20 protein-coding genes are annotated in these 26,254 nt (G+C 57.3%); 12 read left to right on the top strand and 8 right to left on the bottom strand.

Going from position 1 to position 26,254, the window contains the following annotated elements; genetic code table 11:
- Window positions 1-50: 50 nt before the first annotated feature.
- A complete protein-coding gene (locus DSD31_RS03345; RefSeq protein ID WP_004867861.1) occupies window positions 51-824 on the bottom strand; it encodes a siderophore-interacting protein in 774 nt (257 codons plus the stop codon).
- A 237-nt stretch (window positions 825-1,061) separates the two neighbouring features.
- Between DSD31_RS03345 and DSD31_RS03340 the strand changes: the two genes are divergently transcribed.
- Together DSD31_RS03340 and ygjG are read left to right on the top strand one after the other, a co-directional pair.
- Complete coding sequence (locus DSD31_RS03340) at window positions 1,062-1,655, top strand: PadR family transcriptional regulator (protein WP_004867865.1); 594 nt, start codon at window positions 1,062-1,064, stop codon at window positions 1,653-1,655.
- Between the two features lie 266 nt (window positions 1,656-1,921).
- Entirely contained in the window at window positions 1,922-3,301 is a 1,380-nt protein-coding gene (gene ygjG / locus DSD31_RS03330) for a putrescine aminotransferase (RefSeq protein ID WP_064359227.1), read from the top strand.
- Window positions 3,302-3,389: 88 nt separating this feature from the next.
- Here ygjG and DSD31_RS03325 read toward each other — a convergent pair whose 3' ends face one another.
- Window positions 3,390-3,722, bottom strand: a complete 333-nt coding sequence (locus tag DSD31_RS03325; protein WP_065907099.1) for a tRNA-binding protein — start codon at window positions 3,720-3,722, stop codon at window positions 3,390-3,392.
- A gap of 218 nt (window positions 3,723-3,940) precedes the next feature.
- On the opposite strand from DSD31_RS03325, the gene ebgR reads away from it, so the two are divergent.
- The 7 genes from ebgR to ygjK all read left to right on the top strand — a co-directional run bounded on the left by ebgR (window position 3,941) and on the right by ygjK (window position 15,370).
- Window positions 3,941-4,924, top strand: a complete 984-nt coding sequence (gene ebgR, locus DSD31_RS03320; protein WP_113990827.1) for a transcriptional regulator EbgR — start codon at window positions 3,941-3,943, stop codon at window positions 4,922-4,924.
- Window positions 4,925-5,165: 241 nt separating this feature from the next.
- Entirely contained in the window at window positions 5,166-8,258 is a 3,093-nt protein-coding gene (gene ebgA / locus DSD31_RS03315) for a beta-galactosidase subunit alpha (protein ID WP_088883615.1), read from the top strand.
- A complete protein-coding gene (locus tag DSD31_RS03310; protein WP_064359231.1) occupies window positions 8,255-8,704 on the top strand; it encodes a beta-galactosidase subunit beta in 450 nt (149 codons plus the stop codon). The genes ebgA and DSD31_RS03310 overlap by 4 nt, the downstream gene beginning before the upstream one ends.
- Window positions 8,705-8,798: 94 nt before the next feature.
- Entirely contained in the window at window positions 8,799-10,232 is a 1,434-nt protein-coding gene (locus DSD31_RS03305) for an amino acid permease (RefSeq protein WP_064359232.1), read from the top strand.
- 224 nt (window positions 10,233-10,456) lie between these two features.
- Complete coding sequence (locus DSD31_RS03300; protein ID WP_064359233.1) at window positions 10,457-11,890, top strand: amino acid permease; 1,434 nt, start codon at window positions 10,457-10,459, stop codon at window positions 11,888-11,890.
- A gap of 52 nt (window positions 11,891-11,942) precedes the next feature.
- Window positions 11,943-13,001, top strand: a complete 1,059-nt coding sequence (gene ygjJ, locus DSD31_RS03295; RefSeq protein WP_065907104.1) for a protein YgjJ — start codon at window positions 11,943-11,945, stop codon at window positions 12,999-13,001.
- A 17-nt stretch (window positions 13,002-13,018) separates the two neighbouring features.
- A complete protein-coding gene (gene ygjK / locus DSD31_RS03290) occupies window positions 13,019-15,370 on the top strand; it encodes an alpha-glucosidase (protein ID WP_064359235.1) in 2,352 nt (783 codons plus the stop codon).
- 67 nt (window positions 15,371-15,437) lie between these two features.
- On the opposite strand, the gene lsrG is transcribed toward ygjK, so the two are convergent.
- The 6 genes from lsrG to lsrA are packed head-to-tail and all read right to left on the bottom strand — an operon-like array spanning window position 15,438 to window position 21,159.
- On the bottom strand, window positions 15,438-15,734 hold the full coding sequence (lsrG, locus tag DSD31_RS03285; RefSeq protein WP_064359236.1) for a (4S)-4-hydroxy-5-phosphonooxypentane-2,3-dione isomerase: 297 nt from the start codon (window positions 15,732-15,734) through the stop codon (window positions 15,438-15,440).
- Entirely contained in the window at window positions 15,731-16,618 is an 888-nt protein-coding gene (gene lsrF, locus DSD31_RS03280; RefSeq protein WP_004867885.1) for a 3-hydroxy-5-phosphonooxypentane-2,4-dione thiolase, read from the bottom strand. The genes lsrG and lsrF overlap by 4 nt, the downstream gene beginning before the upstream one ends.
- 11 nt (window positions 16,619-16,629) lie before the next feature.
- The gene (gene lsrB / locus DSD31_RS03275; RefSeq protein ID WP_004867888.1) at window positions 16,630-17,643 is read right to left on the bottom strand and encodes an autoinducer 2 ABC transporter substrate-binding protein LsrB; all 1,014 of its coding nucleotides are present in this window, start codon (window positions 17,641-17,643) and stop codon (window positions 16,630-16,632) included.
- Window positions 17,644-17,647: 4 nt separating this feature from the next.
- A complete protein-coding gene (gene lsrD, locus DSD31_RS03270; protein WP_004867891.1) occupies window positions 17,648-18,640 on the bottom strand; it encodes an autoinducer 2 ABC transporter permease LsrD in 993 nt (330 codons plus the stop codon).
- A complete protein-coding gene (gene lsrC, locus DSD31_RS03265; protein ID WP_113990826.1) occupies window positions 18,641-19,675 on the bottom strand; it encodes an autoinducer 2 ABC transporter permease LsrC in 1,035 nt (344 codons plus the stop codon). It abuts the gene before it with no gap.
- Complete coding sequence (gene lsrA / locus DSD31_RS03260; protein ID WP_004867895.1) at window positions 19,672-21,159, bottom strand: autoinducer 2 ABC transporter ATP-binding protein LsrA; 1,488 nt, start codon at window positions 21,157-21,159, stop codon at window positions 19,672-19,674. Before lsrA ends, lsrC begins: the two co-directional genes overlap by 4 nt.
- Window positions 21,160-21,376: 217 nt before the next feature.
- On the opposite strand from lsrA, the gene lsrR reads away from it, so the two are divergent.
- The 3 genes from lsrR (at window position 21,377) to DSD31_RS03245 (ending at window position 26,191) form a co-directional block, all read left to right on the top strand.
- Entirely contained in the window at window positions 21,377-22,348 is a 972-nt protein-coding gene (lsrR, locus tag DSD31_RS03255) for a transcriptional regulator LsrR (protein ID WP_004867898.1), read from the top strand.
- A 37-nt stretch (window positions 22,349-22,385) separates the two neighbouring features.
- The gene (gene lsrK, locus DSD31_RS03250) at window positions 22,386-23,978 is read left to right on the top strand and encodes an autoinducer-2 kinase (protein ID WP_004867902.1); all 1,593 of its coding nucleotides are present in this window, start codon (window positions 22,386-22,388) and stop codon (window positions 23,976-23,978) included.
- Between the two features lie 191 nt (window positions 23,979-24,169).
- Complete coding sequence (locus tag DSD31_RS03245; protein WP_113990825.1) at window positions 24,170-26,191, top strand: NADPH-dependent 2,4-dienoyl-CoA reductase; 2,022 nt, start codon at window positions 24,170-24,172, stop codon at window positions 26,189-26,191.
- The last annotated feature ends 63 nt before the right edge of the window (window positions 26,192-26,254 follow it).

The following is a 26,254-nucleotide window of genomic DNA, read 5'->3' as shown; positions in this document are numbered from 1 at the left end:
AATAGCCGCTATCCCGGGTAACGCGCTGACGCCGTAGCCCGGGCATCAGGCTATTTACTGTGCCAGTAGGCCTGGGAACGCACCAGCTGCGGGTCAATTTCATCATTTTCAAACCGACCGAGCAGTGATTTCACCACCGCGCCTTCACCGGTCACCCAGATAAAATAATCTTCCGCAGGCACGCTCACCTGCGCCAGACGTTCAGCCACCACGGACGAATGATGGCCGACGATCCACTCAATATTAAAGCCCTGCAGATCCGCCAGATAATCTTGATACGATGCCTCGCCGATCGTCACCAGCGCCGTAACCTGCGGGCGCACGGGCAGGCGGCTAAGGCCCAGCAGACGGCGGCGCAGCGCAGGCATACCGGATTCATCGCAGACATACAGCTGCCAGGCATAATCCTCTGGCACCACCAGCGAACCACGTGGCCCACCAATCACCAGCTTATCGCCGACGTTTGCCGCCAGCGCCCAGCTGCTGGCAATACCGCCGTCATGGATGAAGAAGTCATAGGCCAGTTCATGACGTTCGGCATCATACAGCGGCGTGTAGTCGCGAGTTGCCGGACGGACGCCTTCCCCCCAGTTAATGCCCTCTTCCGTCACCTGCGGCGGTGTAAACGCAGTACCGGCTTGCGGGAAAAAGAGTTTGGTATGGTCGTCAAAACCCTGGGAGACAAAACCTTCCAGCGCCTCTCCGCCCAGCACAATGCGCTGGAAGGCGGCGCCGACGCGCTCAACGCGCAGCACGGTTAACTCGCGAAAACGCAGCTCATTGCGAACGCGTTTCGGGTACTGAGGTTCTTTCGTTTTTATCATCGTCATTCGCCTTCGTGAGATTTATAGATATATCTAAACTTTACCCAAATGATAATGATTGCCATTAAAAAAGAATGCAAGTTTTTTTTGATATAGCCGTGACAAAAAGCAACAAAGTACAACAAACAAAATAAAAACATTTAAAATCAAATAATTATTAAAATATTCAGATTCATGCTTGCTAAGTATTAATTTTTAGATATAGATTAGATATATCAAAACATACAGGAGCAAACTATGCGACATCATCATGAAGAAGGTCGAGGGCCACGTGGCCACCACGGTGAACACAGCGAACGCGGGGAGCATGGCCGCCGGGGCGGCGAACATGGCGAACACGGTCGCCGGGGTGGTGGCGGCGGCGGACGCCGTCAGCGTTTCTTCGGCCATGGCGAACTGCGTCTGGTGATCCTCGACATCCTCACCCGCAACGCCAGCCACGGCTACGAATTGATTAAAGAGATAGAAAACCTGACCCAGGGCAACTACAGCCCGAGTCCGGGTGTGATCTATCCAACTCTTGATCTCCTTCAGGATCAGGGGCTTATCAGCGTCGAAGAGGAAAATGGCCGCAAAAAAATCGCCATAACCGCAGAGGGCAGCCTCCTGCATGCCGAGAATCAGGAACAGCTCGGCCATATCCAGGAACGTTTGCAGGCCCGTATGGTCGGCTGTGAACTGCGCAAAAACCCGCAAATGAAGCGGGCGCTGGAGAACTTTAAAGCCGTACTGGATTTAAAGGTAAATCAACAGGCCATCAGCGAGACTCAGCTGAAACAGATTGTCGCCGTCATTGACCGCGCGGCAATGGAGATTTCCCAGCTCGATTAACCCCTCCGGGGGGATGCCAGTCCCCCCTCCTGCCCCCATATTGGGCAATCTGCACCACCAGGCAGCACGCACGGGGCTCCCTCCCGGCGGGTAACGTCCCCCGTTCAGGAGTAAAACATGCCAAAAATATCGCCGTGAGATTAAATTTCGCGCAAATGCGCTTTCGCGCTGCGTTTATCCCGATTTTCAGCTCCCGTGCCGAAGTGGCGTAATCCCTGCAATACTTAATTCAGTATCATGTGATACGCCCGTCCCAGGAGCTCACTTTGAACAGGTTACCTTCCAGCGCATCGGCTCTGGCCTGCAGCGCACACGCACTGAATCTCATTGAGAAGCGAACGCTTGATCATGAGGAGATGAAAGCACTTAACCAGGAGGTCAGGGAATATTTTAAAGAGCATGTGAATCCCGGTTTTTTAGAGTACCGAAAATCGGTTACTGCTGGCGGGGATTACGGAGCCGTAGAGTGGCAAGCGGGAGGGTTAAATACGCTTGTCGACACTCAGGGACAAGAGTTTGTCGATTGCCTGGGTGGCTTTGGAATTTTTAATGTAGGGCACCGTAATCCAGTTGTCATTTCCGCCGTCGAGCATCAGCTCGCGAAACAACCTCTTCATAGCCAGGAACTGCTTGACCCGCTGCGGGCCATGCTGGCAAAAACGCTGGCGGCGTTAACCCCCGGCAAGCTGAAATACAGCTTCTTCTGTAACAGCGGCACAGAGTCGGTCGAAGCGGCGCTGAAACTCGCTAAAGCCTACCAGTCGCCGCGCGGTAAATTTACGTTTGTGGCCACCAGCGGCGCTTTTCATGGTAAGTCGCTGGGCGCGCTATCGGCCACCGCGAAATCGACATTCCGTAAGCCTTTTATGCCGCTACTTCCAGGGTTCCGTCACGTGCCGTTTGGCGATATCAACGCGATGCGTACGCTGCTGAGCGAGTGTAAAAAAACCGGTGATGATGTCGCGGCGGTGATCCTTGAGCCAATACAGGGCGAAGGGGGCGTGATTCTGCCGCCGCAGGGCTACCTGCCCGCGGTGCGTAAGCTGTGCGATGAATTTGGCGCGCTGCTGATCCTCGACGAAGTGCAAACCGGCATGGGGCGTACCGGCAAAATGTTTGCCTGCGAGCACGAAAACGTTCAGCCGGACATTCTGTGTCTTGCCAAAGCGCTCGGCGGCGGCGTTATGCCAATTGGGGCGACGATTGCCACCGAAGAGGTGTTCTCGGTGCTGTTCGACAACCCGTTCCTGCACACCACCACCTTCGGCGGTAATCCGCTGGCCTGTGCCGCAGCGCTGGCCACGATCAACGTCCTGCTGACGCAGAATCTGCCGGCCCAGGCGGAACAGAAAGGTGAGCTGCTGTTAAACGGCTTCCATCAACTGTCCCGTGAGTATCCGGATCTGGTAAATGAAGTTCGCGGTAAAGGGATGCTGATGGCGATTGAGTTCGTGGATAACGAGATCGGCTATAACTTCGCCAGCGAGATGTTCCGCCAGCGGGTTCTGGTGGCCGGAACGTTAAATAATGCCAAAACCATTCGCATCGAACCGCCGCTGACGCTGACGATTGAGCAGTGCGAACTGGTGCTCAGCGCGGCGCGTCAGGCGCTGGCTGCACTGCGGGTTGCCGTAGAAGAGGCCTGATGCTCTCTACTCTTCGCTGTCCTCTCCCCATCGGGGAGAGGCGCTTTTCCTGCGGTATCGCCGATATCCTAACGCAGAGAAACGAAGCTTAAACCACCCGTACGCCAGGTGGCATCAGACGCTCCGGCGTCAGCAGCACGCTTTCGCTGCCATCCTCAGTCTCTGCGCACAGCAGCATGCACTCCGACGTTTCACCCCGCATTTTGGCCTTCGCCAGATTGCACAGCACCACCACCGTTTTTCCCAACAGCTCCTGTTCGCTGTAGTAAGGCACCAGGCTTGTCACCGTTTGCAAGATACGCTCACCAATATCAATCTTCGCGATATACAGCTTATCGGCATTCTCATGCCGTTTAACCTCAACAATCTTCCCGGTACGCATTTCCAGTCTGGCAAAATCATCGTAAGCAACAGTATCCATCGTTTACCTCCAGTAAAATTTTAGTAAAATATAGCAAGTTTAATTATTTGTTCAGCATCCCGCTGACAGGAATGTTACTTCCGTCACTCTTTATGGCGGAAAAAAGACCCCGTTCGCTGCGAATAAAACCAGCAATATTTACTGAAAACAGATGCAGGAACCCAAGCTTGCTTTACAATGGGCGGGCGCAGATGGGGCAACGTCAGATAAGGAATAAGATGGCAACACTCAAAGATATCGCAACCGAAGCGGGTGTCTCACTGGCGACGGTTTCACGGGTATTAAACGACGATCCGACCCTGAACGTGAAAGAAGAGACCAAGCACCGTATCCTGGAGATTGCGGAGAAGCTGGAATATAAAAGCAGCAGTTCGCGTAAGGCGCAGGTTCATGCCGTGGGCCATCACCATATTCTGGCGCTCTACAGCTACCAGCAGGATCTGGAGATTAACGATCCTTACTATCTGGCAATCCGCCACGGGATTGAAACCCAGTGCGAAAAACTGGGGATCGAGCTGACCAACTGCTACCTCAACAGCGCGCTACCCGAACTGAAAAAAGCCACCGGCGTACTGATCGTCGGCAAGCCTTCCCGCGCCATTCGCGAAGCCGCCACCGCGCTGACCGACAATATCTGCTTTATCGATTTTCATGAGCCAGACAGCAGTTACGATGCGGTGGATATCGATCTGGTGCGCATCGCCAAAGAGGTGATCGACTTCTTTATCGCCCAGGGGGCTTCACGCATTGGCTTTATCGGTGGCCAGGATGAACCCGGCAAAGCCGATATCCGCGAAATGGCATTCGTTGAGTACGGACAGCTAAAAGGCGTGGTCTCACAGGGTGATATCTGGCGCGGCGGTTTCTACAGCTCGTCGGGCTATGAGCTGGCGAAAACAATGCTGGCTCAGGAAGACTACCCGATGGCGCTATTTGTCGCCTCGGACTCGATTGCCATCGGCGTCCTGCGCGCCATTCACGAACGCGGCCTGTCGATACCTGAAGATATCTCGTTAATCAGCGTGAATGATATTCCGACCGCGCGTTTCACCTTCCCGCCACTGTCGACCGTGCGCATCCACTCAGAAATGATGGGAAGCCAGGGGGTGAACCTGCTGTACGAAAAAGCCCGCGATGGCCGGGCGTTACCGCTGAACGTCTTTGTCCCCAGCGTCCTGAAGCTGCGCGGCACCACCCGATAACACCCTCTTCGCGCGAAACTTCCCCGGCGGCACCAGGCCGGCCGGGGAGACTTCCTCTACGTCCATCCCGGCGTAAATGCGGTAAAATTCCGCTCCCCGGTATTTTCTGATTTGCACGTTCGCCCCCCTCTGACAACGCTCATTTTGTGATCGAGTTAAAGTAAATCATCCCCGCCCATTTTATTTAGTAAAAGTTTTACTAAAATAGACGTATTACATCAGATCCGTACAGGGAGGCGATATGAATCGCTGGGAAAATCTTCAACTGACTCATGAAAACAGGCTGCCGCCGCGAGCGTATTTCTTCTCTTACGATACGCTGGCGCAGGCGCGCACCTTTGTCCGCGAAACCAGCAGCCGCTTTTTATCGCTTAGCGGGCAATGGAACTTCCGCTTCTTCACGCACCCGCTGCTGGTTCCGGAGACGTTCACCCGCGAATATATCGCGGGCTGGGGTCCGATCACCGTGCCGGGAATGTGGCAGATGGAAGGCCACGGGCAGCTTCAGTATACCGATGAAGGTTTTCCCTTCCCGATTGACGTGCCGTACGTACCAACTGACAACCCAACCGGCGCCTATCAGCGCATCTTCACCCTCGGCGACGGCTGGAAGGGTAAGCAGACCCTGATTAAGTTCGACGGCGTCGAGACCTACTTCGAAGTCTACGTCAACGGCCAGTATATTGGCTTCAGCAAAGGCAGTCGTCTGACCGCCGAGTTTGATATCAGCGCGGCGGTGAAAACCGGTGATAACCTGCTGTGCGTGCGGGTAATGCAGTGGGCAGACTCCACCTATATTGAAGACCAGGATATGTGGTGGATGGCGGGGATCTTCCGCGATGTCTACCTGGTGGGTAAAAATCCACTTCACGTGCAGGACTTTACCGTACGTACTGATTTTAATGACGATTACCGCGACGCCACCCTCTCCTGCCAGCTGGTGCTGGAAAATCTGAGCGGCCAGCCTGCCGATGTCAGCGTGGAATATACTCTGTTTGATGGCGACAGCGCGCTGTATCAGGGTACCACCGGTCGCCTGACGGTCGGGCAATCGCTGGAGAGCGGTTTCACCATTGATGTCACCGCCCCGCAGCAGTGGTCGGCGGAGAATCCCTGGCTCTATCATCTGGTGATGACGGTGAAAAACGCCGCCGGTGAAGTGCTCGAAATCATCCCGCAGCGCGTCGGTTTTCGCGACATTAAGGTGCGCAATGGCCTGTTCTACATCAACAACCATTACGTGATGCTCCATGGCGTCAACCGTCACGACAACGACCATCTGAAAGGCCGCGCCGTCGGGATGGATCGCGTCGAAAAAGATCTGCTGTTAATGAAGCAGCACAATATCAACTCGGTGCGCACCGCCCACTATCCAAACGATCCGCGCTTTTATGAGCTGTGCGATATTTACGGCCTGTTTGTGATGGCGGAAACCGACGTGGAGTCCCATGGTTTCGCCAACGTCGGCAACCTGAGCCGCATTACCGATGACCCAGGCTGGGAGCACGTATACGTTGAGCGCATCGTGCGGCACGTACACGCGCAGAAAAACCACCCGTCAATCATCATCTGGTCTCTGGGGAATGAATCCGGCTACGGCTGTAACATTCGCGCGATGTATCACGCCACCAAAGCGCTGGATGATACCCGCCTGGTGCACTACGAAGAGGACCGCGACGCCGAAGTCGTCGATATCATCTCGACCATGTATACCCGCGTACCGCTGATGAATGAGTTCGGCGAGCACCCGCACGAGAAGCCGCGCATTATCTGCGAATATGCCCACGCCATGGGTAACGGCCCGGGCGGGCTGACCGAATACCAGAACGTTTTTTACCAGCACGACAGCATTCAGGGCCACTACGTGTGGGAGTGGTGCGATCACGGTATTCAGGCCACCGATGAGAACGGTGCAGTATGGTACAAATTCGGCGGCGACTATGGCGACTACCCGAACAACTATAACTTCTGCCTCGACGGCCTGATCTTCTCCGATCAAACCCCTGGACCGGGTTTAAGGGAGTACAAGCAGGTTATTGCGCCGGTCAAGGTGCAGGCGACGGATATCCATCGCGGCGAACTGCGCATCGAGAACAAACTGTGGTTCTCCACCCTCGACGATTACACCCTGCGCATTGAAGTGCGCGCCGAAGGGGAAACGCTGTCGACTCAGACGATAAAAGTTCGCGATCTGCCGCCGAACAGCGGTCGTGATATCACGATTGCGCTGCCCGAACTGGATGCGCGTGAAACATTCGTCAACGTCATCGTCACCAAAGATTCCCGGACCTTGTATAGCGAAGCCAACCACGATATTGCCGTGTATCAGTTCCCGCTAAAGGCGCAGACAGCGGCAAAAACGACGCTCGCCAATGCCAGCGCAACGCCGCTGCAGATTGCTGACGAACGTCTGAGCTACACCCTGACCGGGCATAATTTCCGCGTCGAATTCTCTAAACTCAGCGGCAAACTGACCCGCTGGCTGATTAATGGCTGCGAGCAGGTGACCCGTGAGCCGAAGATTAACTTCTTCAAACCGATGATTGATAACCATAAACAGGAATATGAGGGGCTGTGGCAGCCGAACCATCTGCACATCATGCAGGAGCATCTGCGGGAGTTCAGCGTTGAACAGCAGGGCGAGACCGTTATCGTCACTACGCGGACGATTATCGCGCCGCCGGTTTTTGATTTCGGGATGCGCTGTACCTATCGCTGGCAGATCACGCCACAGGGCCATATCAACGTTGAACTGCAAGGCGAGCGCTACGGCGACTACCCGCATATCGTTCCGTGCATCGGCTTTATGATGGGGATTAACGGTCAGTTTGAGCAGGTCAATTATTACGGTCGCGGGCCAGGAGAGAACTACGCCGATAGCCAGCAGAGCAATATTATCGATGTCTGGCGTACCAGCGTTGACGACATGTTTGAGAACTACCCGTTCCCACAGAATAACGGCAACCGTCAGCACGTACGCTGGGCGTCATTTACCAACCGCCACGGCAGCGGTTTGCTGGTGGTTCCGCGTGCGCCGTTGAACGTCAGCGCCTGGCACTACACGGCAGAAAATCTGCACGCAGCCCAGCACTGCAACGAACTCCAGCGCAGCGACGACATCACGCTGAACATTGACGCCCGGTTGCTCGGCCTTGGCTCCAACTCCTGGGGCAGCGAAGTTCTGGATAGCTGGCGCGTCTGGCTCACCCCCTTCAACTATGGCTTTACGCTGCTGCCGCTGGAAGGCGGATGCGGCTCCTCGCAGGTGCTGGCGAACCATGACTTCGGTGCCGGTTTCTTTTCCCCCGTTTCACACAGCGAGGCTGAAAAATGAGAATTCTTGATAATTTAGAACAATTTAAGCAGATCTATCACAGCGGACGTAAATGGCAGCGCTGCGTGGAAGCCATTAATAACATCGAAAACATTCGCCCTGGCGTGGCCCATTCGATCGGGGACTCACTCTCCTATCGCGTGGAAAATGACAGCACCACCGATGCGCTGTTTGCCGGCCATCGCCGCTACTTCGAGGTGCATTACTACCTGCAGGGACAGCAAAAGATCGAGTTTGCCGCGAAAGCACAGCTGCAAACCGTAGCCTGCTACCGGGATGAGACGGATCGCGAATACCTGAAAGGCCTCGGTGAGACCGTCCAGGTGCATGAAGGACAGATGGTGATTTGTGATAACGATGAGGCCTACCGTTTTATCAGCGAAACGCCGGTCAAAAAAGTGGTGCTCAAAGTAACGATTGAAGACGGCTATTTCCTGAATAAGTAGTGCAGTCCTCAGCAATACCCAAGGTCAGCGGGATACCCGCTGACCTGACCGTTTCCAGCCCAGAATACGGGCTACATGATTTCCCGGAGGACTTATGTCCGAATCAGTTCGCGCCAAAATAGGCAAATTCGCCCTGCTGTCGATGGCCTTCACCGCCGTGTTTAACGTGCGGAACATCATCAATAACAACATTGAGCTAGGGTTGAGTTCCGCCCCGATCTTCCTGTTTGCCACGGTGGTCTATTTCATCCCCTTTGTCTTTATCATCGCCGAATTTGTCTCGGCCAATAAGCATTCCGAATCGGGCATGTATGCCTGGCTGAAACAGCCGTTAGGGTCACGGGCGGCCTATCTCGGCTCGTTCCTGTACTGGTTCGTGAACCTGTTCTTTTTCATTTCGCTACTGCCCAACGTCGTGGCCTATGCCTCATACGCCGTGATGGGGTACGCCATTCCCTTCTCCCCGATGGTCACCTCAATGATCTCCATCGTGCTGTTCGCCATGGCAACCCACATCTCGACTAAAGGGGCGACGTGGCTGGGGAGAATTTCCGAGTGCGTGGCCTACGGCGTCTTCGCGCTGTTTGCTATCTACGTCGTCGGCGCCTTTACCGCATTAAGTTCTGGCCACGTCCCGGCACAGCCGATTACGCTCTCCGCCATGGAGCCGACCATCAACTGGGCCACGCTGGGCATCATGTGCTGGATTTTCCAGGCCGCAGGCGGCGCAGAAACCGTGGCAGCCTATCTGAACGATACCAAGGGCGGCCAGAAATCGTTTATCAAAGTCATTATCTCCGCTGGCGTATTGATTGGCGGCATGTATGCGCTGGGCTCGCTGCTGGTCAACGTGTTCGTCGCACGTGAAGATTTGACCTACGCCGGTGGGATGGTGGAAATCTTTACCGGACTGGGAGCTTACTTCCATATTCCTGAGCTGCTGATGGGCCGCTTTGTCGGGGTTATTTTGTTTATCGCCATCTTCGGTAGCATGATGATGTGGACCGCGGCACCGGTAAAAATCCACTTCTCTGAAATTCCGGCCGGCATCTACGGCGAGAAAACCACCGAACTGAATGCGCATGGCGTACCGGTACGCGCCGCATGGTGGCAGTTCCTGTTCGTCTTCCTGATGCTTATCGTTAACGGCTTCGGCTCCGCCAGCGTGCAGCAGATGATGAATACGGCCATTAATCTGACCGCCGGCACTGCAATGCTGCCGCCGCTGTTTATTATGGTGGCCTACTTTGTTCTACGCTGGAAACACGATGATACCCCGCGCGACTTCCGCATGGGCTCGCGCAAGGTCGGCATGGGCATCGTCTCTATGCTGATTGTTATCTTTGTGGTCAGCATGACGGCTTCCGCCTTCCCGGCGGGTGTCGACCTGGTTAACGCCTTCTTTATCAACGTCTTTATGACCGCCGTCTTCTCAGGCCTTGCCTGGTGGTGGATCACCCGCTTTGAGAAAAAACAGCAGCAGCGCCAGAAAGCGTCGGCTGCGACGGCACCGGGTATCTCCAGATAACGTGTCGCGTTCTCCCGCCAGCGCTTGTCCCGCTGGCGGGATTTTTTCTACCTGTCATTACGTAACGCTCAGCTTTTTCGTGATCGAGTTAAAGCAACCGGGTTTTATTTCTGTTATTTACTAAAACTTTTACTAAAATTAACTTCACTACTTAACTACCTCTGTCTTACAAACAACACAACCCCCTTCGGCATCCTCTGAAGGACAATGTGTGGAGATGTGTTATGTCTGATACCAAACGTAATACCATCGGTAAGTTCGGCCTGCTGTCGCTGACCTTCGCCGCCGTTTACAGTTTTAATAACGTTATCAATAACAATATCGAATTAGGACTGGCATCGGCGCCGATGTTTTTCCTCGCCACCTTGTTCTACTTCATCCCGTTTTGCCTGATCATTGCGGAATTCGTGTCACTGAATAAAACCTCTGAAGCGGGGGTCTATGCTTGGGTCAAAAGCTCGCTGGGCGGCCGTTGGGCGTTTATTACCGCCTATACCTACTGGTTCGTGAACCTGTTCTTTTTTACTTCCCTGCTGCCACGCGTTATTGCCTACGCCTCGTACGCCTTTTTAGGCTACGAGTACATTCTGACCCCTGTGGCAACAACGGTGCTAAGCATGGCGCTGTTCGCCTTCTCCACATGGGTTTCTACCAACGGCGCGAAAATGCTGGGGCCGATAACTTCCGTAACCTCATCATTGATGCTGCTGCTGACGCTCTCCTATATTTTACTGGCGGGAACCGCGCTGGTCGGCGGCGTACAGCCGGCGGACCCGATTACCGTCGAAGCGATGATCCCGAATTTTAACTGGGCGTTCCTTGGGATAACCACCTGGATCTTTATGGCGGCCGGCGGGGCAGAGTCCGTTGCGGTCTACGTAAATGACGTCAAAGGCGGTTCGAAATCCTTTGTCAAAGTGATAATCCTTGCCGGGATTGTGATTGGCGTACTGTATTCTGTCTCTTCAGTACTGATTAACGTTTTCGTCAGCAGCAAAGAGCTGAAATTTACCGGCGGTTCAGTGCAGGTGTTCCACGGCCTGGCAGCGTACTTTGGCCTGCCTGAAATCATGATGAACCGCTTCGTCGGCCTCGTCTCCTTTACCGCCATGTTCGGCTCGCTGCTGATGTGGACCGCGACGCCGGTGAAGATCTTCTTCTCCGAAATCCCCGAAGGCATTTTCGGTAAGAAGACCGTTGAGCTGAACAAAAATGGCGTACCGGCTCGCGCAGCATGGATTCAGTTCCTGATCGTCATCCCGTTAATGATTATTCCGATGCTGGGTTCCAACACCGTTCAGGAATTAATGAATACCATCATTAATATGACCGCTGCCGCCTCCATGCTGCCACCGCTGTTTATTATGCTGGCGTACCTTAACCTGCGCCGTAAACTGGATCACCTGCCGCGCGATTTCAAAATGGGCTCACGAACGACCGGTATCGTTGTCGTCTCAATGCTGATTGTTATTTTCACTATCGGCTTTATCGCCTCTACCTTCCCGACCGGCGGCAATATCATGACGATTATTTTCTATAACGTCGGCGGAATCGTCATTTTCCTTGGATTTGCATGGTGGAAATACAGCAAATACGTCAAAGGATTAACCCAGAAAGAGCGGGAAACGGAAGCTGCGCCAGCCTCAAATATTTCTTAAGACACCTAAAAATCATTCTAAAAATATAAACAACAATACATCTGAAAACGTTATGAAAAATAATAATTCGCTGTACGGGGCACTCGCTGCCCTCGCTTTTTGCTGCCCGGCTATTGCCGCTGAAATCGCCCATCCGGCGGAGCATGATGATACAAAAACGCCAGAAATGACCTCTCCGTCATTCCGTTTTTATGGCGAGATGGGCCTCGGCGGATATATGGATTTAGAAGGTGAAAATAAACATAAGTATAGCGACGGGACCTATATTGAAGGGGGTCTGGAAATAAAGCACGGCCACTGGTTCGGTTTAATTTACGGCGAAGGCTGGACGGTACAGGCGGACAGCCAGGGCAACGCCTGGGAGCCCGGCCACAGCTGGGGCGGGTTTGAAGGCGGGATAAACCGGTTTTATGGCGGCTATAAAACTGATGATAGCACCGAGATCATGCTCAGCCTGCGCCAGGACTCGTCGCTGGATGACCTGCAGTGGTGGGCCGATTTTACGCCGGACCTGGGGTACGTTATCCCCAATACCCGCGACATCATGTACGCCCTCAAGGTGCAAAACCTGGCCGGAGAATTGCGCTACAGCATCACCGCTACGCCGGCCGGACATCATGACGAGAGCAAAGCCTGGCTGCACTTTGGCAAATATGACCGCTACGACGATAAATATACCTATCCGGCAATGGTCAACGGCTATATCCAGTACGACCTGACCAAAGAGGTCACCTGGATGAACGGCCTGGAAGTGACCGACGGCACCGGGCAGCTATTTTTAACCGGTATTCTCTCACCCAACCTCGCCGCCCGCGCCTGGCACCATACCGGCCGCGCTAAAGGCCTGAACGTCCCCGGAAGCGAAACCGGGTTTATGGCCAGCGCAATGTATGAAGCATTAAAAGGCTTTTACCTTTCAACCGCATACAGCTACGCCAGACACCGCCCGGATCGTGCCGCCGAAGAGACCACCTCGTTTATGCAATTCGGTATCTGGTACGAATATGGCGGCGGCCGTTTTGCTACCGCCGCCGACAGCCGTTTTTATATGAAAAATGCTTCTGGCGATCCGGCCGATCAGGTCTTCCTGATGCAATATTTCTACTGGTAAGAAGGGATATAAATACCATGAATATCACCACCCGTTTCACGCCGCTGGCCTGTGCGCTGCTACTGAGTTTTTCCGCCCACGCGGTCACCGCCGATGCGTTTAAAAACGTCATCAACCGGACCGGTTCGCCACAGTACATGCATGATTTTGACCACGATGACCACCAGCGTTTTAACCCGTTTTTCGATCTCGGTGCGTGGCACGGACATCTGCTTCCGGATGGCCCGGCAACCATGGGCGGCTTCCCCGGCCCGGCGCTGCTGACGGAAGAGTACATCAACTTTATGGCCACCAGCTTCGACCGACTGACGGTCTATCAGAACGGTCAAAAAGTGGCCTTCACCCTTCAGGCCTGGAGTCTGCCCGGCGCGCTGGTACAGACGCTAACCGCCCCCGGCGTACGCGTAGTCATGACCCTGCGCTTTGCCAGCCCGCACACCTCGCTGCTGGAGACCAAAATCACCAGCAATACGCCGCTCACCCTGGTATGGGACGGCGCGCTGCTGGAAAAACTGGAAGCCAAAGAGGGAAAACCACTCTCGGATAAGACCATCGACGGCGCATTCCCGGATTATCAGCGCCGCCTGACGGCAACCCACGACGGACTGACGGTGAGCTTCGGCAAGGTACGCGCCGCTTCTGACCTGATGACCTCCGGTGAGTCGCAGTATCAGATCCATAAGTCCCTGCCGGCCGAGACCAAAATCGACGGCCACCGCTTTACCAGCACGGCCAAAATCAGCGGCTCCACGACGATTTACACAACCTATTCACATCTGCTGACCGCGGAGCAGGTGCGAACGGAGAAAGCACAGATCCGCGATATCCTCGCTCGCCCGGCGTTCTACCTGAACGCGTCGCAGCAGCGCTGGGACGGCTATCTGCAAAAAGGGCTGACTAACCCGGATGCGACCGCCGAACAGACCCGGGTGGCGGTTAAGGCTATCGAAACGCTTAACGGTAACTGGCGCGCGCCGGGCGGCGCAGTGCAGCACAATACTGTCACTCCGTCGGTCACCGGGCGCTGGTTCTCCGGCAATCAGACCTGGCCCTGGGATACCTGGAAACAGGCTTACGCCATGGCGCACTTTAACCCCGAGATCGCCAAAGAGAATATTCGCGCGGTCTTCTCCTGGCAGATTCAGGCCAACGACAAGGTACGCCCGCAGGACGTCGGCTTCGTCCCGGACCTCATCGCCTGGAACCTGAGCCCAGAGCGCGGCGGCGATGGTACTAACTGGAATGAGCGCAATACCAAGCCAAGCCTGGCCGCCTGGTCGGTGATGGAGGTCTATCGCGTCACCAAAGATAAAGCGTGGCTACAGGAGATGTATCCGAAGCTGGTGGCCTATCACGACTGGTGGCTACGCAATCGCGATCATAACGGCAACGGCGTGCCAGAGTACGGTGCCACTCGCGATAAAGCCCATAATACCGCCAACGGCGCGATGCTGTTTACGCTCAAAAAAGGCGACAACGAGGAGACACTTTCTGGCCTGAAAACCTATGAAGCCGTCACCCGCAAGGGGGATTATGACAGCCTGGAGATCCCGGCGCAGGTCGCCGCGTCCTGGGAGTCAGGGCGCGATGATGCGGCGGTGTTCGGCTTTATCGATAAAGATCAGCTGGATAAGTATGTGGCCAACGGCGGCAAGCGCAGTGACTGGACGGTCAACTTTGCCGAAAACCGCGATAAACAAGGACATCTGCTGGGCTATTCACTGTTACAGGAGTCGGTTGATCAGGCCAGCTATATGTACAGCGACAACCACTATCTGGCGGAGATGGCGACCCTTCTAGGTAAACCCGATGAGGCGAAACGCTACCGGGCGCTGGCACAGAAGCTGGCGGACTATATCAACACCTGTATGTTCGACCCGCAGACCTCGTTCTATTACGACATTCGGATCGAAGAAAAGCCGCTGGCCAACGGCTGCGCCGGGAAGCCGATTGTCGAACGCGGCAAAGGCCCGGAAGGCTGGTCGCCGCTGTTTAACGGCGCGGCAACCCAGCAGCACGCCGATGGGGTGATCAGCGTGATGCTCGATGCCAAAGAGTTCAATACCTTCGTACCGCTGGGTACCGCCGCATTAACCAACCCGGCATTTGGCCCGGATATTTACTGGCGCGGCCGCGTGTGGGTGGATCAGTTCTGGTTTGGCCTCAAAGGCATGGCACGCTACGGTCATCGTGAAGAAGCACTCAAGCTGGCGGATACCTTCTTTAAGCACGCCAAAGGACTCACCTCCGACGGCCCGATTCAGGAGAACTACAACCCGCTGACCGGCGCCCAGCAAGGCGCGCCCAACTTCTCCTGGAGCGCCGCGCATTTGTATATGTTGTATAACGATTTTTTCAGGAAACCGTAGTCCATTAATGCCCGGTGGCGCTACGCTTACCGGGCCTACGGGATTTGACTCGTAGGCACGGTAATGTCTACACCTCCGGCAGCAACCCCACGAAACTGCGTTTCTTACGCGGTTCCGACATCATCTCGTCGAGCTTTTCCACGCAGGTCAGGTAGTGCGGGGTTTTCTTATGCGCCAGCACCGCCTCATCATCTTTATAGGCTTCATAGATAAAAAAACGGGTCTTCACCTCCGGGTCCTGCAGCACGTCAAATCGCAGGTTGCCCGGCTCTTTCAGCGCCCCTTCATGGTTAGCCCGAAAGACGTCAAGAAACTCCGCCACCCGCTCTGGCCTGATATTAATCTCCACCAGCGTCACGTTCATTTTTGCTCTCCCTGTTTCTCTTCCTGCCAGAACTGATACGCCTCGCGGGCGCTCATATTCTCATGGACCACTTTTTTCACCGCCTTTAACATCGCCCGCGGCGCGCTGGACTGGAAGATATTGCGCCCCATATCGACGCCGGATGCCCCCTGGTCAAGCGCCCGCCAGCACATCTCCAGCGCTTCATGTTCCGGCAGTTTTTTGCCTCCGGCGATCACAATCGGCACCGGGCAGCTGGCGGTGACTTTTTCAAACCCCTCGTCGACAAAATAGGTTTTGACAAACTGCGCCCCCATCTCAGCAGCAATGCGGCTGGCAAGCGAGAAGTAGCGGGCGTCGCGGGTCATCTCTTTCCCCACGCCGGTCACCGCCAGCACCGGCATACCGTAGCGGTTGCCCGCATCCACCAGCTTAATGATGTTATTGATCGACTGGTGTTCGTACTCGCTGCCGATATAGACCTGCGCCGCCACCGCGCAGACGTTGAGGCGCAGAGCATCCTCCATCGCCACGGCAACGCACTCGTTGGAGAGCTCGCTAAGAATAGAATTACCGCCGGAGGCGCGCAGCACCACCGGTTTGTTGGTCGCCGCCGGCACCTGGCTGCGTAGCACGCCGCGGGTACACATCAGCACGTCGGTCTCCTCAAACAGCGGAGCAATAGAGAGATCGATACGTTCAAGCCCGGTGGTCGGCCCCTGGAAGTAGCCATGATCGAAAGCAAGCATGACCGTGCGGTTGCTCTGCGGATTAAAGATACGCGCCAGCCGGGACTGCATCCCCCACTCCAGTGAACCACAGCCTTTCAACGTATAGAGCGTATTCTTCTGCGGCCGGTCAAAGCCGAAGTCTTTCCCCTCTTTGATATCGTCTAAATCTGCCATCTCGTCCTCCATCAGAAGTCGTAGTTATTGATGTTCTCTTTGGTGAACACCACGCGCTCCGGCAGCAGTACGATACCGTTGCCTTTCGCTTCATACTGGTAGCCCTGCACGCTGTTTGGCTCGACCTTCAGCGTGCCGATATCTTTGATGTCCACGCTATCACCAACGTTAAGATCGCCTTTTTTCAGCAGCCGATCGGCGACGTTCACCGCAATTTTTCCCTGCTGTACCACATCCCACAGGCCGAAGGCTTTTACCGTGCCGCGCTCGACGTAGGGGCGCATCACATTCGGCGTGCTGAAGCCGACAATCGCCACGCCCTGGCGCTTGAGGTTCTCTGCCGCCTGCGCGGCGGCCGGCAGCGCGTTGGCGTCAGGGGCGATAATGGCGTCGAGATCCGGATACGCTTTTAAGATCCCCTCGGCGGTTTGCAGCGATTTAGTGGCGTCGTTATAGCCGAACTGGGTGGTCACCACCTCCCACTGCGGATGCTCTTTTTCGATTTTGGCTTTCGCCTCTTTCACCCACTGGTTCTGGTCGGTCACCGTCGGGCTGGAGTAGAAAAATGCCACTTTAGCGGCGGGCTTCGTCACCTGTTTTTCCGCCATCTCAACCAGCAGGCCGCCGAGCTGCTGCGGAGTCCCCTGGTTGATGTAGATGCTGCGGCACTCGGGTTTGGTATCGGAGTCCCAGGTCAGAACCTTCACGCCGCGCTGCATCGCCCGCTTCAGCGCCGGACACAGGCCATCCGGCGACACCGCCGAGACGATAATCGCGTTGTAGCCCTGATTGACGAAGTTGTTGATTAGCTGCACCTGGCCGGACACGCTGGGTTCGGTCGGACCGTCGTAGGTCACGTCCACCGCCAACGCTTTGCCGGCCTCTTTCGCGCCGTTGCCGCCGCTGGTAAAGAAGCCCACGCCGACCAGCTTAGGAATAAAAGCGATGCGGTCAGCCGCCTGAGCCACCGCGACACTCATGGCCAGCGCCAGGGCACTGATTTGCAGGATATGTTTTGCTTTCATCTTGTTATGCTCCGATTGTTTTACGCGAGAGAAGACGCCGCCAGGCCATCCGCACCCATTCGCGGTGCAGGCTCAGCGAACGCCCCATCACCACCACAACCAGCAGCGCCCCTGACAGCGCGCTCGACACCTGGTTGGGGATGCCGACCATCTGTAAACCCTGTTGCAGGTACCCCACCAGCAGTGCCGCCAGCGCCGTACCGAGTATCGAACCCGACCCGCCATAAATATTCGCTCCGCCGAGCACGGCAGCGGTCAGCGCCGGCATCAGCAGATCGCGGCCTAAATCCGAACGCGCCGAACCGAAATAGGAGACCAGAATCAACGCGGCGATTGCCGACGCCACGCCCACCAGGCCATACAGCACGTAGGGCATACCGTTGACCGACAGCGCGGCATAGCGTGCTGCTCTGGGATTTTGTCCAAGTAAAAAGAGGTGGCGGCCAAACCGCCCGCGATGGGTCAACAGCCAGAAAAAAAAGGTGATGATGGCAAACATCACCAGCGGCAGCGGTAGGCCAAATAGCGTCAGGTTGGCAAAAGCAGTAAAGCTATCGGGAAAGCCGCCAATCCCTTCATAGCCCGTCGCCCCGGCCATTCCCGAAAGCAGCAGCGCCCCGCCGCCGTAGAGATACAGCGTGCCGAGAGTAATCACCAGCGGACTGATGCCGGTGTAGTGAATCAGCGCAGCATTCACCAGGCCGCACAGCAGCCCAATGGCAAGGGTGAGCGGAATCGCCAGCCCCAGCGGCCAGCCCGCCTGCATCATTACCCCCAGCGCGATGGCGCACAGGCCAATGGTGGAGCCGAGGGAAATATCAATACCGCCGCTGATGATCACCAGGGTCAGCGGCAGTGCGACAATACCAATACAGATAAAGTCGCTGGTACTAAACAGCAGCATGTTGATATCCAGCATGCGCGGATTGATCGCCCCAAACAGCAGAATCTCCAGCACCAGTAATGCCAGCAGCGCGCTTTCCCAGTTAAGTTTCATCTACGCCACCTCTTTGTTTTTACGTTTTTCGAACGGGGTGACGTGCTTTCCCCCTTTGTTGCCGGGCTGAAAACGGCTGTACTTCAGCGCCCGCTGATGCCGCGTCAGCGCCTGGCGCAGCCGTCCGTCGAGCACCAGTACGCCCAGCAGAACGAGGCCGGCGATAAAGTCGTTCCACCATGCCGGCAGCCGCAGCAGCACCAGTACGGTATCGATTTGAGTGAGGAAAAAGGCGCCGAGAAAAGCGCCGACGAGGGTTCCGGTCCCGCCGAGCAGCGAGATCCCGCCCAGCACGCAGGCGGCGATCGCTTTCATCTCCAGTCCGCTACCGGTCTGGTTGGGGACAAAGCCAATCTGCGCGGCAAAGACGATCCCGGCGCAGGCCGCCAGCATGCCGTTAAGCGTAAAGGCCAGCATCCGCGTGCGGTTGACCGCGACGCCCAGCTGACGCGCGGCGGCCAGGTTATCGCCCACGGCGTAAAAATCGCGACCAAAGGCGGTGCGTGCCAGCAGCCAGGTCCCGCTCAGCAGCAGCGCCAGCACCAGCCAACCCAGCGGCGATACGCCGATAAAGAACGGTTCAGAGAGCGACTTCAGACTATCGGGCAGCCCCTCGATCCACTTGCCTCCGGTCCACAGCAGCATCATTCCGCGATACAACCCCAGGGTGCCGAGCGTCGCGACAATCGCCGGAATGCGCAGGCCAACCACCAGCAGGCCGTTGAAGGCCCCCGCCAGTGCGCCAATCGCCAGCGCAAAGACAATCGCCGCCGTCAGGCCATAGCCACCGTTGAGCGCGGCACCGACCGCAATCGCGCTCAGGCCGACCGTCGAGCCGACGGAGACGTCAATATTGCGGGTCAGCATGACCAGCGTCGCCCCCAGCGCCAGCAGACAGAGGATTTGCGAACTGGCAAAAATCATCGCCAGAATTTGCAGGTTGAACCAGGCCGGGTTGAGCGCAATCAGCAGCGCGAAGAGCGCCAGAATCGCCAGCAACGCGCTCAGCTCGCGGTTTCGGAGTAACGTTTTCATGACTGCCCTCCAAAGGCCAGGGTCATCATGCGATCGACGGTGACCGCCTGTCGCAGCAGTTCCCCGCTCTGCCGGCCCTGGTGCATAACCACCACCCGGTCGGCCAGCCCGACAAACTCATCCAGATCGCTTGATATCATCAGCACCGCCACGTTTTGCGCGGCGACGCTTTTCAGCAGTTGATAGATATCGGCCCGGGCGGAAACATCCACGCCGCGCGTCGGTTCATCGACAATCAGCAGCAGCGGATTGGCCTCCAGACAGCGGGCCAGCAGCACCTTTTGCTGATTGCCGCCGGAGAGCGTGCGCACGGTCTGATCGCTGTGATTGAGTTTGATGCCCAGCGCCCGGTGGTAACGCTCCACCACCGCCGCTTCGCGCTGGCGCTGCTGCCACCACGATGGCTGGTTAAACATCACCGTGTTCCAGCGCACCGGGGCATCGAGAAACAGCCCGGAGACCTGCCGATCTTCCGGCAGATAAACCAGCCCGCTGGCGAGCCGCGCGCGCGTGCTGTCGCGACTGATATCGCGGTTTTCCAGCCATATCCGGCCGGCCCGCGACGGGCGCAGGCCGTAGAGTGTCTCGGCAAATTCGGTGCGCCCGGATCCCACCAGCCCGGCGAGGCCAACGATCTCCCCGGCATGGATCTCCAGACTGAGATCGATAAAGCCTTCACCGGTCAGATCGTCCACCCGCAGCACCGGGAAATCCTGCGGCTGGGTGCGGCGATTCCCCGGCAGCGCCAGCCATAGCTTCTGGGTATCGCTAAGATCGTGTCCGCGAGCGGCGGGGGTCATTGCATCGATCAGCTGCGCGTCGCTGTAGCTCGCCGTGTCGCCGTTCAGCACCACCGCGCCGTCGCGCATGACCGAGATATGGCTGGCGATCTGACGGATCTCCGGCAGCTTGTGCGAGATAAACACGATACCGACGCCGAGATCCTGCAGAGCGCGGATCTGACGAAACAACCGATCCGTCTCCCCGGGCGTTAACGAGGCGGTGGGTTCATCGAGGATCAGGATCTGCGCATCGCGCATCAGACCGCGCAGGATCTCCACCATTTGCTGATCCGCCACTTCCAGCGTCCCGGCCACCGCCTCCAGATTGAGCTGGCAGTTCAACTGCCGCAGCGTCTCCTGCAGCCGCCCGTTGTTATCGGGCCGTCCGGGCAGGCGGAAAAGAATGTTTTCCCGAACCGTCAGATTAGGAAACAGCATCGGTTCCTGGGGAACAAGGTAAACGCCCAGTTGATGAGCCAGCGCCGGGTTGAGACGCGCAAAAGCGCGGCCGCCAAGAATGAGTTCACCCTCGTCGGGCGTTTCCACCCCGGCGATAATCTTCATCAGCGTCGATTTTCCCGCGCCATTACCGCCCATCAGCGCATGCACCTGGCCGGAAAAGAGCGTGAAATCAATGCCCTTTAATACGGCGATGCCGGAGAACTGTTTGCGAATCTGACGGGCTTCAAGCAGTGGCTTCATCATCGCGCCTCGTATGAACAAATGATTTTTTAATTTAATAATGTTCAAAAGCGTAGACGGTGAACTATATTTACAACCGTGCAAAGATCACAGTTTCATGCTTTAGATCGTTGGAAAAAACCTGCAAACAATGAAAGATCGGTTTTGCCGGGCGGCTCACATTTTCCGACCGCGCAATAACGAACATATGATCTAAATTTTTATAAGAGTTCACTTTATGAGCGAAAAACGCATTACGGAAGAGAGCCGCTACGCGGGCCTGGCGTTAGCCGAAGAGGAGCTGGTGGCGCGGGTAGCCTGGTGTTACTACCACGACGGATTGACGCAGAACGATATCGGCGAGCGCCTGGGGCTGCCGCGGTTAAAGATCTCCCGCCTGCTGGAGAAAGGCCGCCAGTCCGGGGTGATCCGCGTGCAGATCAACTCCCGCTATGAAGGGTGTCTGGCGCTGGAAACCGAGCTGCAACAGCGTTTTGACCTGAAGATTGCCCGCGTGCTGCCGGCGCTCAATACGCCACCGATGAATACGCGGCTGGGGATCGGCGCGGCGCAATCGCTGATGGGGGTACTGGAACCTGGGCAGCTGCTGGCGGTGGGGTTTGGTGAAGCTACCATGAGCTGTCTGCAGCACCTGAGCGGATTTATCAGTTCGCAGCAGGTGCGGCTGGTGACGCTTTCCGGCGGCGTGGGCCCCTATATGACCGGTATCGGTCAGCTGGACGCCGCCTGTCGCGTCAGCATCATTCCGGCGCCGCTGCGGGTCTCTTCGGCCGACGTGGCTGACATTCTGCGTCGGGAGTCGAGCGTCCGGGATGTGATTCTGGCGGCCACCGCGGCGGATGCTGCGGTCGTGGGGATCGGCGCCATCGACCAGCGCCGCGACGCAACCATCCTGCGCTCCGGCTACATCAGCGAAGGCGAACAGTTGATGTATGCGCGTAAAGGCGCGGTGGGCGACATTTTAGGTTATTTCCTGCAGGCCGACGGCAGGCGGGTTGAGGATCTGGAGATTCACCGGGAATTACTCGGCGTCACCCTCGACGAGCTGGCGCAGCTGCCGACCATCGTCGGCGTTGCCGGTGGCACGGAAAAAGCGCAGGCGATTTATGCCGCCCTGACGGGCAAACGCATCAATGGCCTGGTAACGGAAGAGACAACAGCACGCGCGGTGCTCACGCTGGCCTCCTGATGGCCCTGCGCCGCGCAACAACCGCGAGGCGCATGTCATGAGTTACCTGTTAGCGTTAGATGCCGGGACCGGCAGTATTCGGGCGGTGATTTTCGATCTCAGCGGCCACCAGGTCGCGGTCGGTCAGGCGGAATGGAAGCACCTGAGCGTGGAAAATGTTCCCGGCTCAATGGAGTTTGACCTCACCACCAACTGGCTGCTGGCCTGCCAGTGTATCCGCCAGGCGCTGGCCGCCGCGCACCTTCAGGCGGCCGATATTCAGTCCATCGCCTGCTGTTCCATGCGTGAAGGCATCGTCCTGTACGACCGCAACGGCGAGGCTATCTGGGCCTGCGCCAACGTCGATGCCCGCGCCAGCCGCGAAGTCTCGGAGCTTAAAGAGATCCATGATTATCAGTTTGAATCGGAAGTCTATGATGTCTCGGGCCAGACGCTGGCACTAAGCGCCATGCCGCGCCTGCTGTGGCTGGCTCACCATCGCCCGGATATTTACCGTCAGGCTGCCACCATTACGATGATTAGCGACTGGCTGGCGGCAAAACTCTCCGGCGAGCTGGCCGTTGACCCATCCAATGCCGGTACCACCGGAATGCTCGACCTGTTCAGCCGCGACTGGCGCCCGGCGCTGCTCGATATGGCCGGGCTGCGTGCGGATCTGCTCTCGCCGGTCAAAGAGACCGGCACTCCGCTCGGCGCGGTGACCGATACGGCAGCGCAGCAGTGCGGACTCCGTGCCGGCACGCCGGTGATCATGGGCGGCGGCGATGTACAGCTTGGCTGCCTGGGTCTGGGGGTGGTACGCGCCGGCCAAAGCGCGGTGCTGGGGGGAACCTTCTGGCAACAGGTGGTGAACCTGCCGGAGGTCCGCACCGATCCACAGATGAATATCCGCATCAACCCGCACGTCATACCCGGCATGGCGCAGGCCGAGTCGATCAGCTTCTTTACCGGCCTGACCATGCGCTGGTTCCGCGATGCTTTTTGCGCCGAAGAGAAGCTGGTTGCCGAACGCCTGGGGGTGGATGCGTATGCTCTCCTCGAAGAGATGGCCAGCCGCGTACCGGCAGGTTCCCACGGCGTGATGCCGATTTTCTCCGATGCCATGCACTTTAAGCAGTGGTATCACGCCGCGCCGTCGTTTATTAACCTCTCCATCGATGCGGAAAAATGCAACAAGGCCACTCTGTTCCGCGCCCTGGAGGAGAACGCAGCGATTGTCTCTGCCTGTAACCTGGCGCAAATCTCCCGCTTCTCCGGCGTGACGTTCGACAGCCTGGTGTTCGCCGGAGGCGGCTCGAAAGGAGCATTATGGAGCCAGATTCTCAGCGATGTCACCGGCTTGCCGGTACGGGTCCCGGCTGTGCGCGAAGCCACGGCGCTGGGCTGCGCGATCGCCGCCGGAACCGGCGCCGGCCTGTACAGCGATATGGCCAGCACGGGTGAGAAGCTGGTGAGCTGGCATCGGGTGTTTACCCCCAATCCGGCGCACCGCGAACTGTACCAGGGGATGATGGAGAAATGGCAATCGGTCTATGCCGACCAGCTCGGGCTGGTCGACAGCGGGCTGACCACCTCGATGTGGCAGGCGCCAGGCCTTGAGCGGCGCCCACCTGTCGTTCCGGCCCCCTGACCCTCCACGGAACGTCTGTCCCAGGTGCAAAATCCCCTCTTCCCTTCGAGGAGGGGAACTTCCCGTCACCGTTATTTGAATCCCATCACAATCACCGCACGCCCTTTTTCACTTTTCGCTGACGACGGCTAAATTAGTAACTCATCCGACCACATAACAATAATGTTACATATAAGAGACTGGAAGCCATTATGAGCCACTACCCGTCGTTATTCGCCCCGCTCGACCTGGGGTTCACCCAGTTGAAAAACCGCGTGCTGATGGGTTCCATGCACACCGGGTTGGAAGAACATGCCGACGGCGCGCAACGGCTGGCGGCCTTTTACGCCGAACGCGCGCGTCACGGCGTGGCGCTGATTGTCACCGGCGGGATTGCGCCAGTGGATTCCGGCGTCACGATGGCCGGCGGCGCGGTGCTCGATGATGCCCGCCATCTGGCGCACCATCGGCATATTACCGATGCGGTTCATCGCGAAGGGGGCAAAATCGCCCTGCAAATTTTGCATACCGGCCGCTACAGCTATCAGCCGCGGCCGGTAGCTCCGTCGGCATTGCAGGCGCCGATTAACCGCTTTACCCCGCATGCGCTAAGCCATGATGAGATCCTGCAGCTGATCGCCGATTTTGCCCACTGCGCGCAGCTGGCCCGGGAGGCCGGCTATGATGGCGTCGAAGTGATGGGGTCAGAGGGCTATTTAATCAACGAATTCCTCGCTGCGCGCACCAACCAGCGTGACGACCAATGGGGCGGCGATTACGCCCGGCGCATGCGCTTTGCCGTAGAAGTCGTGCGTGCGGTACGCGAACGGGCTGGCCACGATTTCATTATTATCTACCGCCTGTCGATGCTCGACCTGGTCAACGACGGCAGTACGCTGCCGGAAGTGATTGAGCTGGCGCAGGCCATCGAGGCGGCAGGCGCGACCCTCATCAACACCGGTATCGGCTGGCACGAAGCGCGTATTCCGACCATTGCGACACCGGTACCGCGCGGCGCCTTCAGCTGGGTCACCCGGAAACTGAAAGGTGCGGTGTCGATCCCCCTGGTCACCACTAACCGTATCAACGATCCTGACGTCGCGGATGCGATCCTCGCCCGCGGCGACGCCGATATGGTGTCAATGGCCCGGCCGTTTCTGGCCGACGGCGAGTTCCTTTCCAAAGCTCAAAGCGGGCGCGCCGATGAGATCAATACCTGTATCGGCTGTAACCAGGCCTGCCTGGATCAGATCTTTGCCGGTAAAGTGACCTCTTGTCTGGTCAATCCGCGGGCCTGCCACGAAACTCTGATGCCGGTTACGCCTGCTGTTGGGCCAAAGCGCCTGGCCGTTGTGGGCGCAGGCCCTGCCGGCCTGGCCTTTGCCGTAAATGCCGCCGCGCGCGGCCACTCGGTCACCCTGTTTGATGCCCAGCAGGAGATTGGTGGGCAGTTTAATATCGCCAAACAGATCCCCGGCAAAGAGGAGTTTTACGAAACGCTGCGCTACTACCGGCGCATGCTGGATCTGCACGGCGTTAACCTGCAGCTGGGCCAGCAGGTCACGGCGGATCGTTTACTGGACTTTGACGAAACGATCCTCGCCACCGGGATCGCCCCGCGAATGCCGGAGATCGCCGGAATAACCCATCCGAAGGTGATGAGCTACCTCGACGTGCTGCGCGACAAGGCGCCGGTGGGTCAGAGCGTCGCGATTATCGGCTGCGGTGGGATCGGCTTTGATACCGCGATGTACCTCAGCCAGCCTGGCGTTGCCACCAGCCAGAACATCGACGCGTTCTGCGAGGAATGGGGTATTGATACGACTTTGCAGAGCGCAGGCGGACTGCGTCCGGAAGGGCCGCTGCGGGAGAAAAGCCCGCGGCGCATTGTGATGCTCCAGCGCAAGGCCGGCAAACCCGGAGATGGGTTAGGCAAGACCACCGGCTGGATCCACCGGGCTACGCTGCTGGCCCGCGGCGTCAACATGATCCCGGGAGTCAGCTATCAGAAGATCGACGATGAGGGATTACATGTCACGATCGGCGGCGAGATCCGGATATTGCCGGTTGATCAGGTGATTATCTGCGCCGGTCAGGAGCCGAAGCGCGAACTGGCGGATCCGCTACGCGCGGCCGGAAAAGTCGTGCATCAGATTGGCGGGTGCGATGTCGCGATGGAGCTGGATGCTCGCCGCGCCATCGCCCAGGGAACGCGGCTCGGGCTGACCATTTAACGGCGCGGCCTGAATGACCCGCTGGCCCGGGCGACAGGCGACAGGCGACAGGCGACGACGATT

It is taken from the genome of Klebsiella sp. X13 (assembly GCF_003323835.1).
In the GTDB taxonomy this organism is placed as follows: domain Bacteria; phylum Pseudomonadota; class Gammaproteobacteria; order Enterobacterales; family Enterobacteriaceae; genus Klebsiella; species Klebsiella ornithinolytica.
This window is presented reverse-complemented; position numbering and strand designations above follow the sequence as displayed.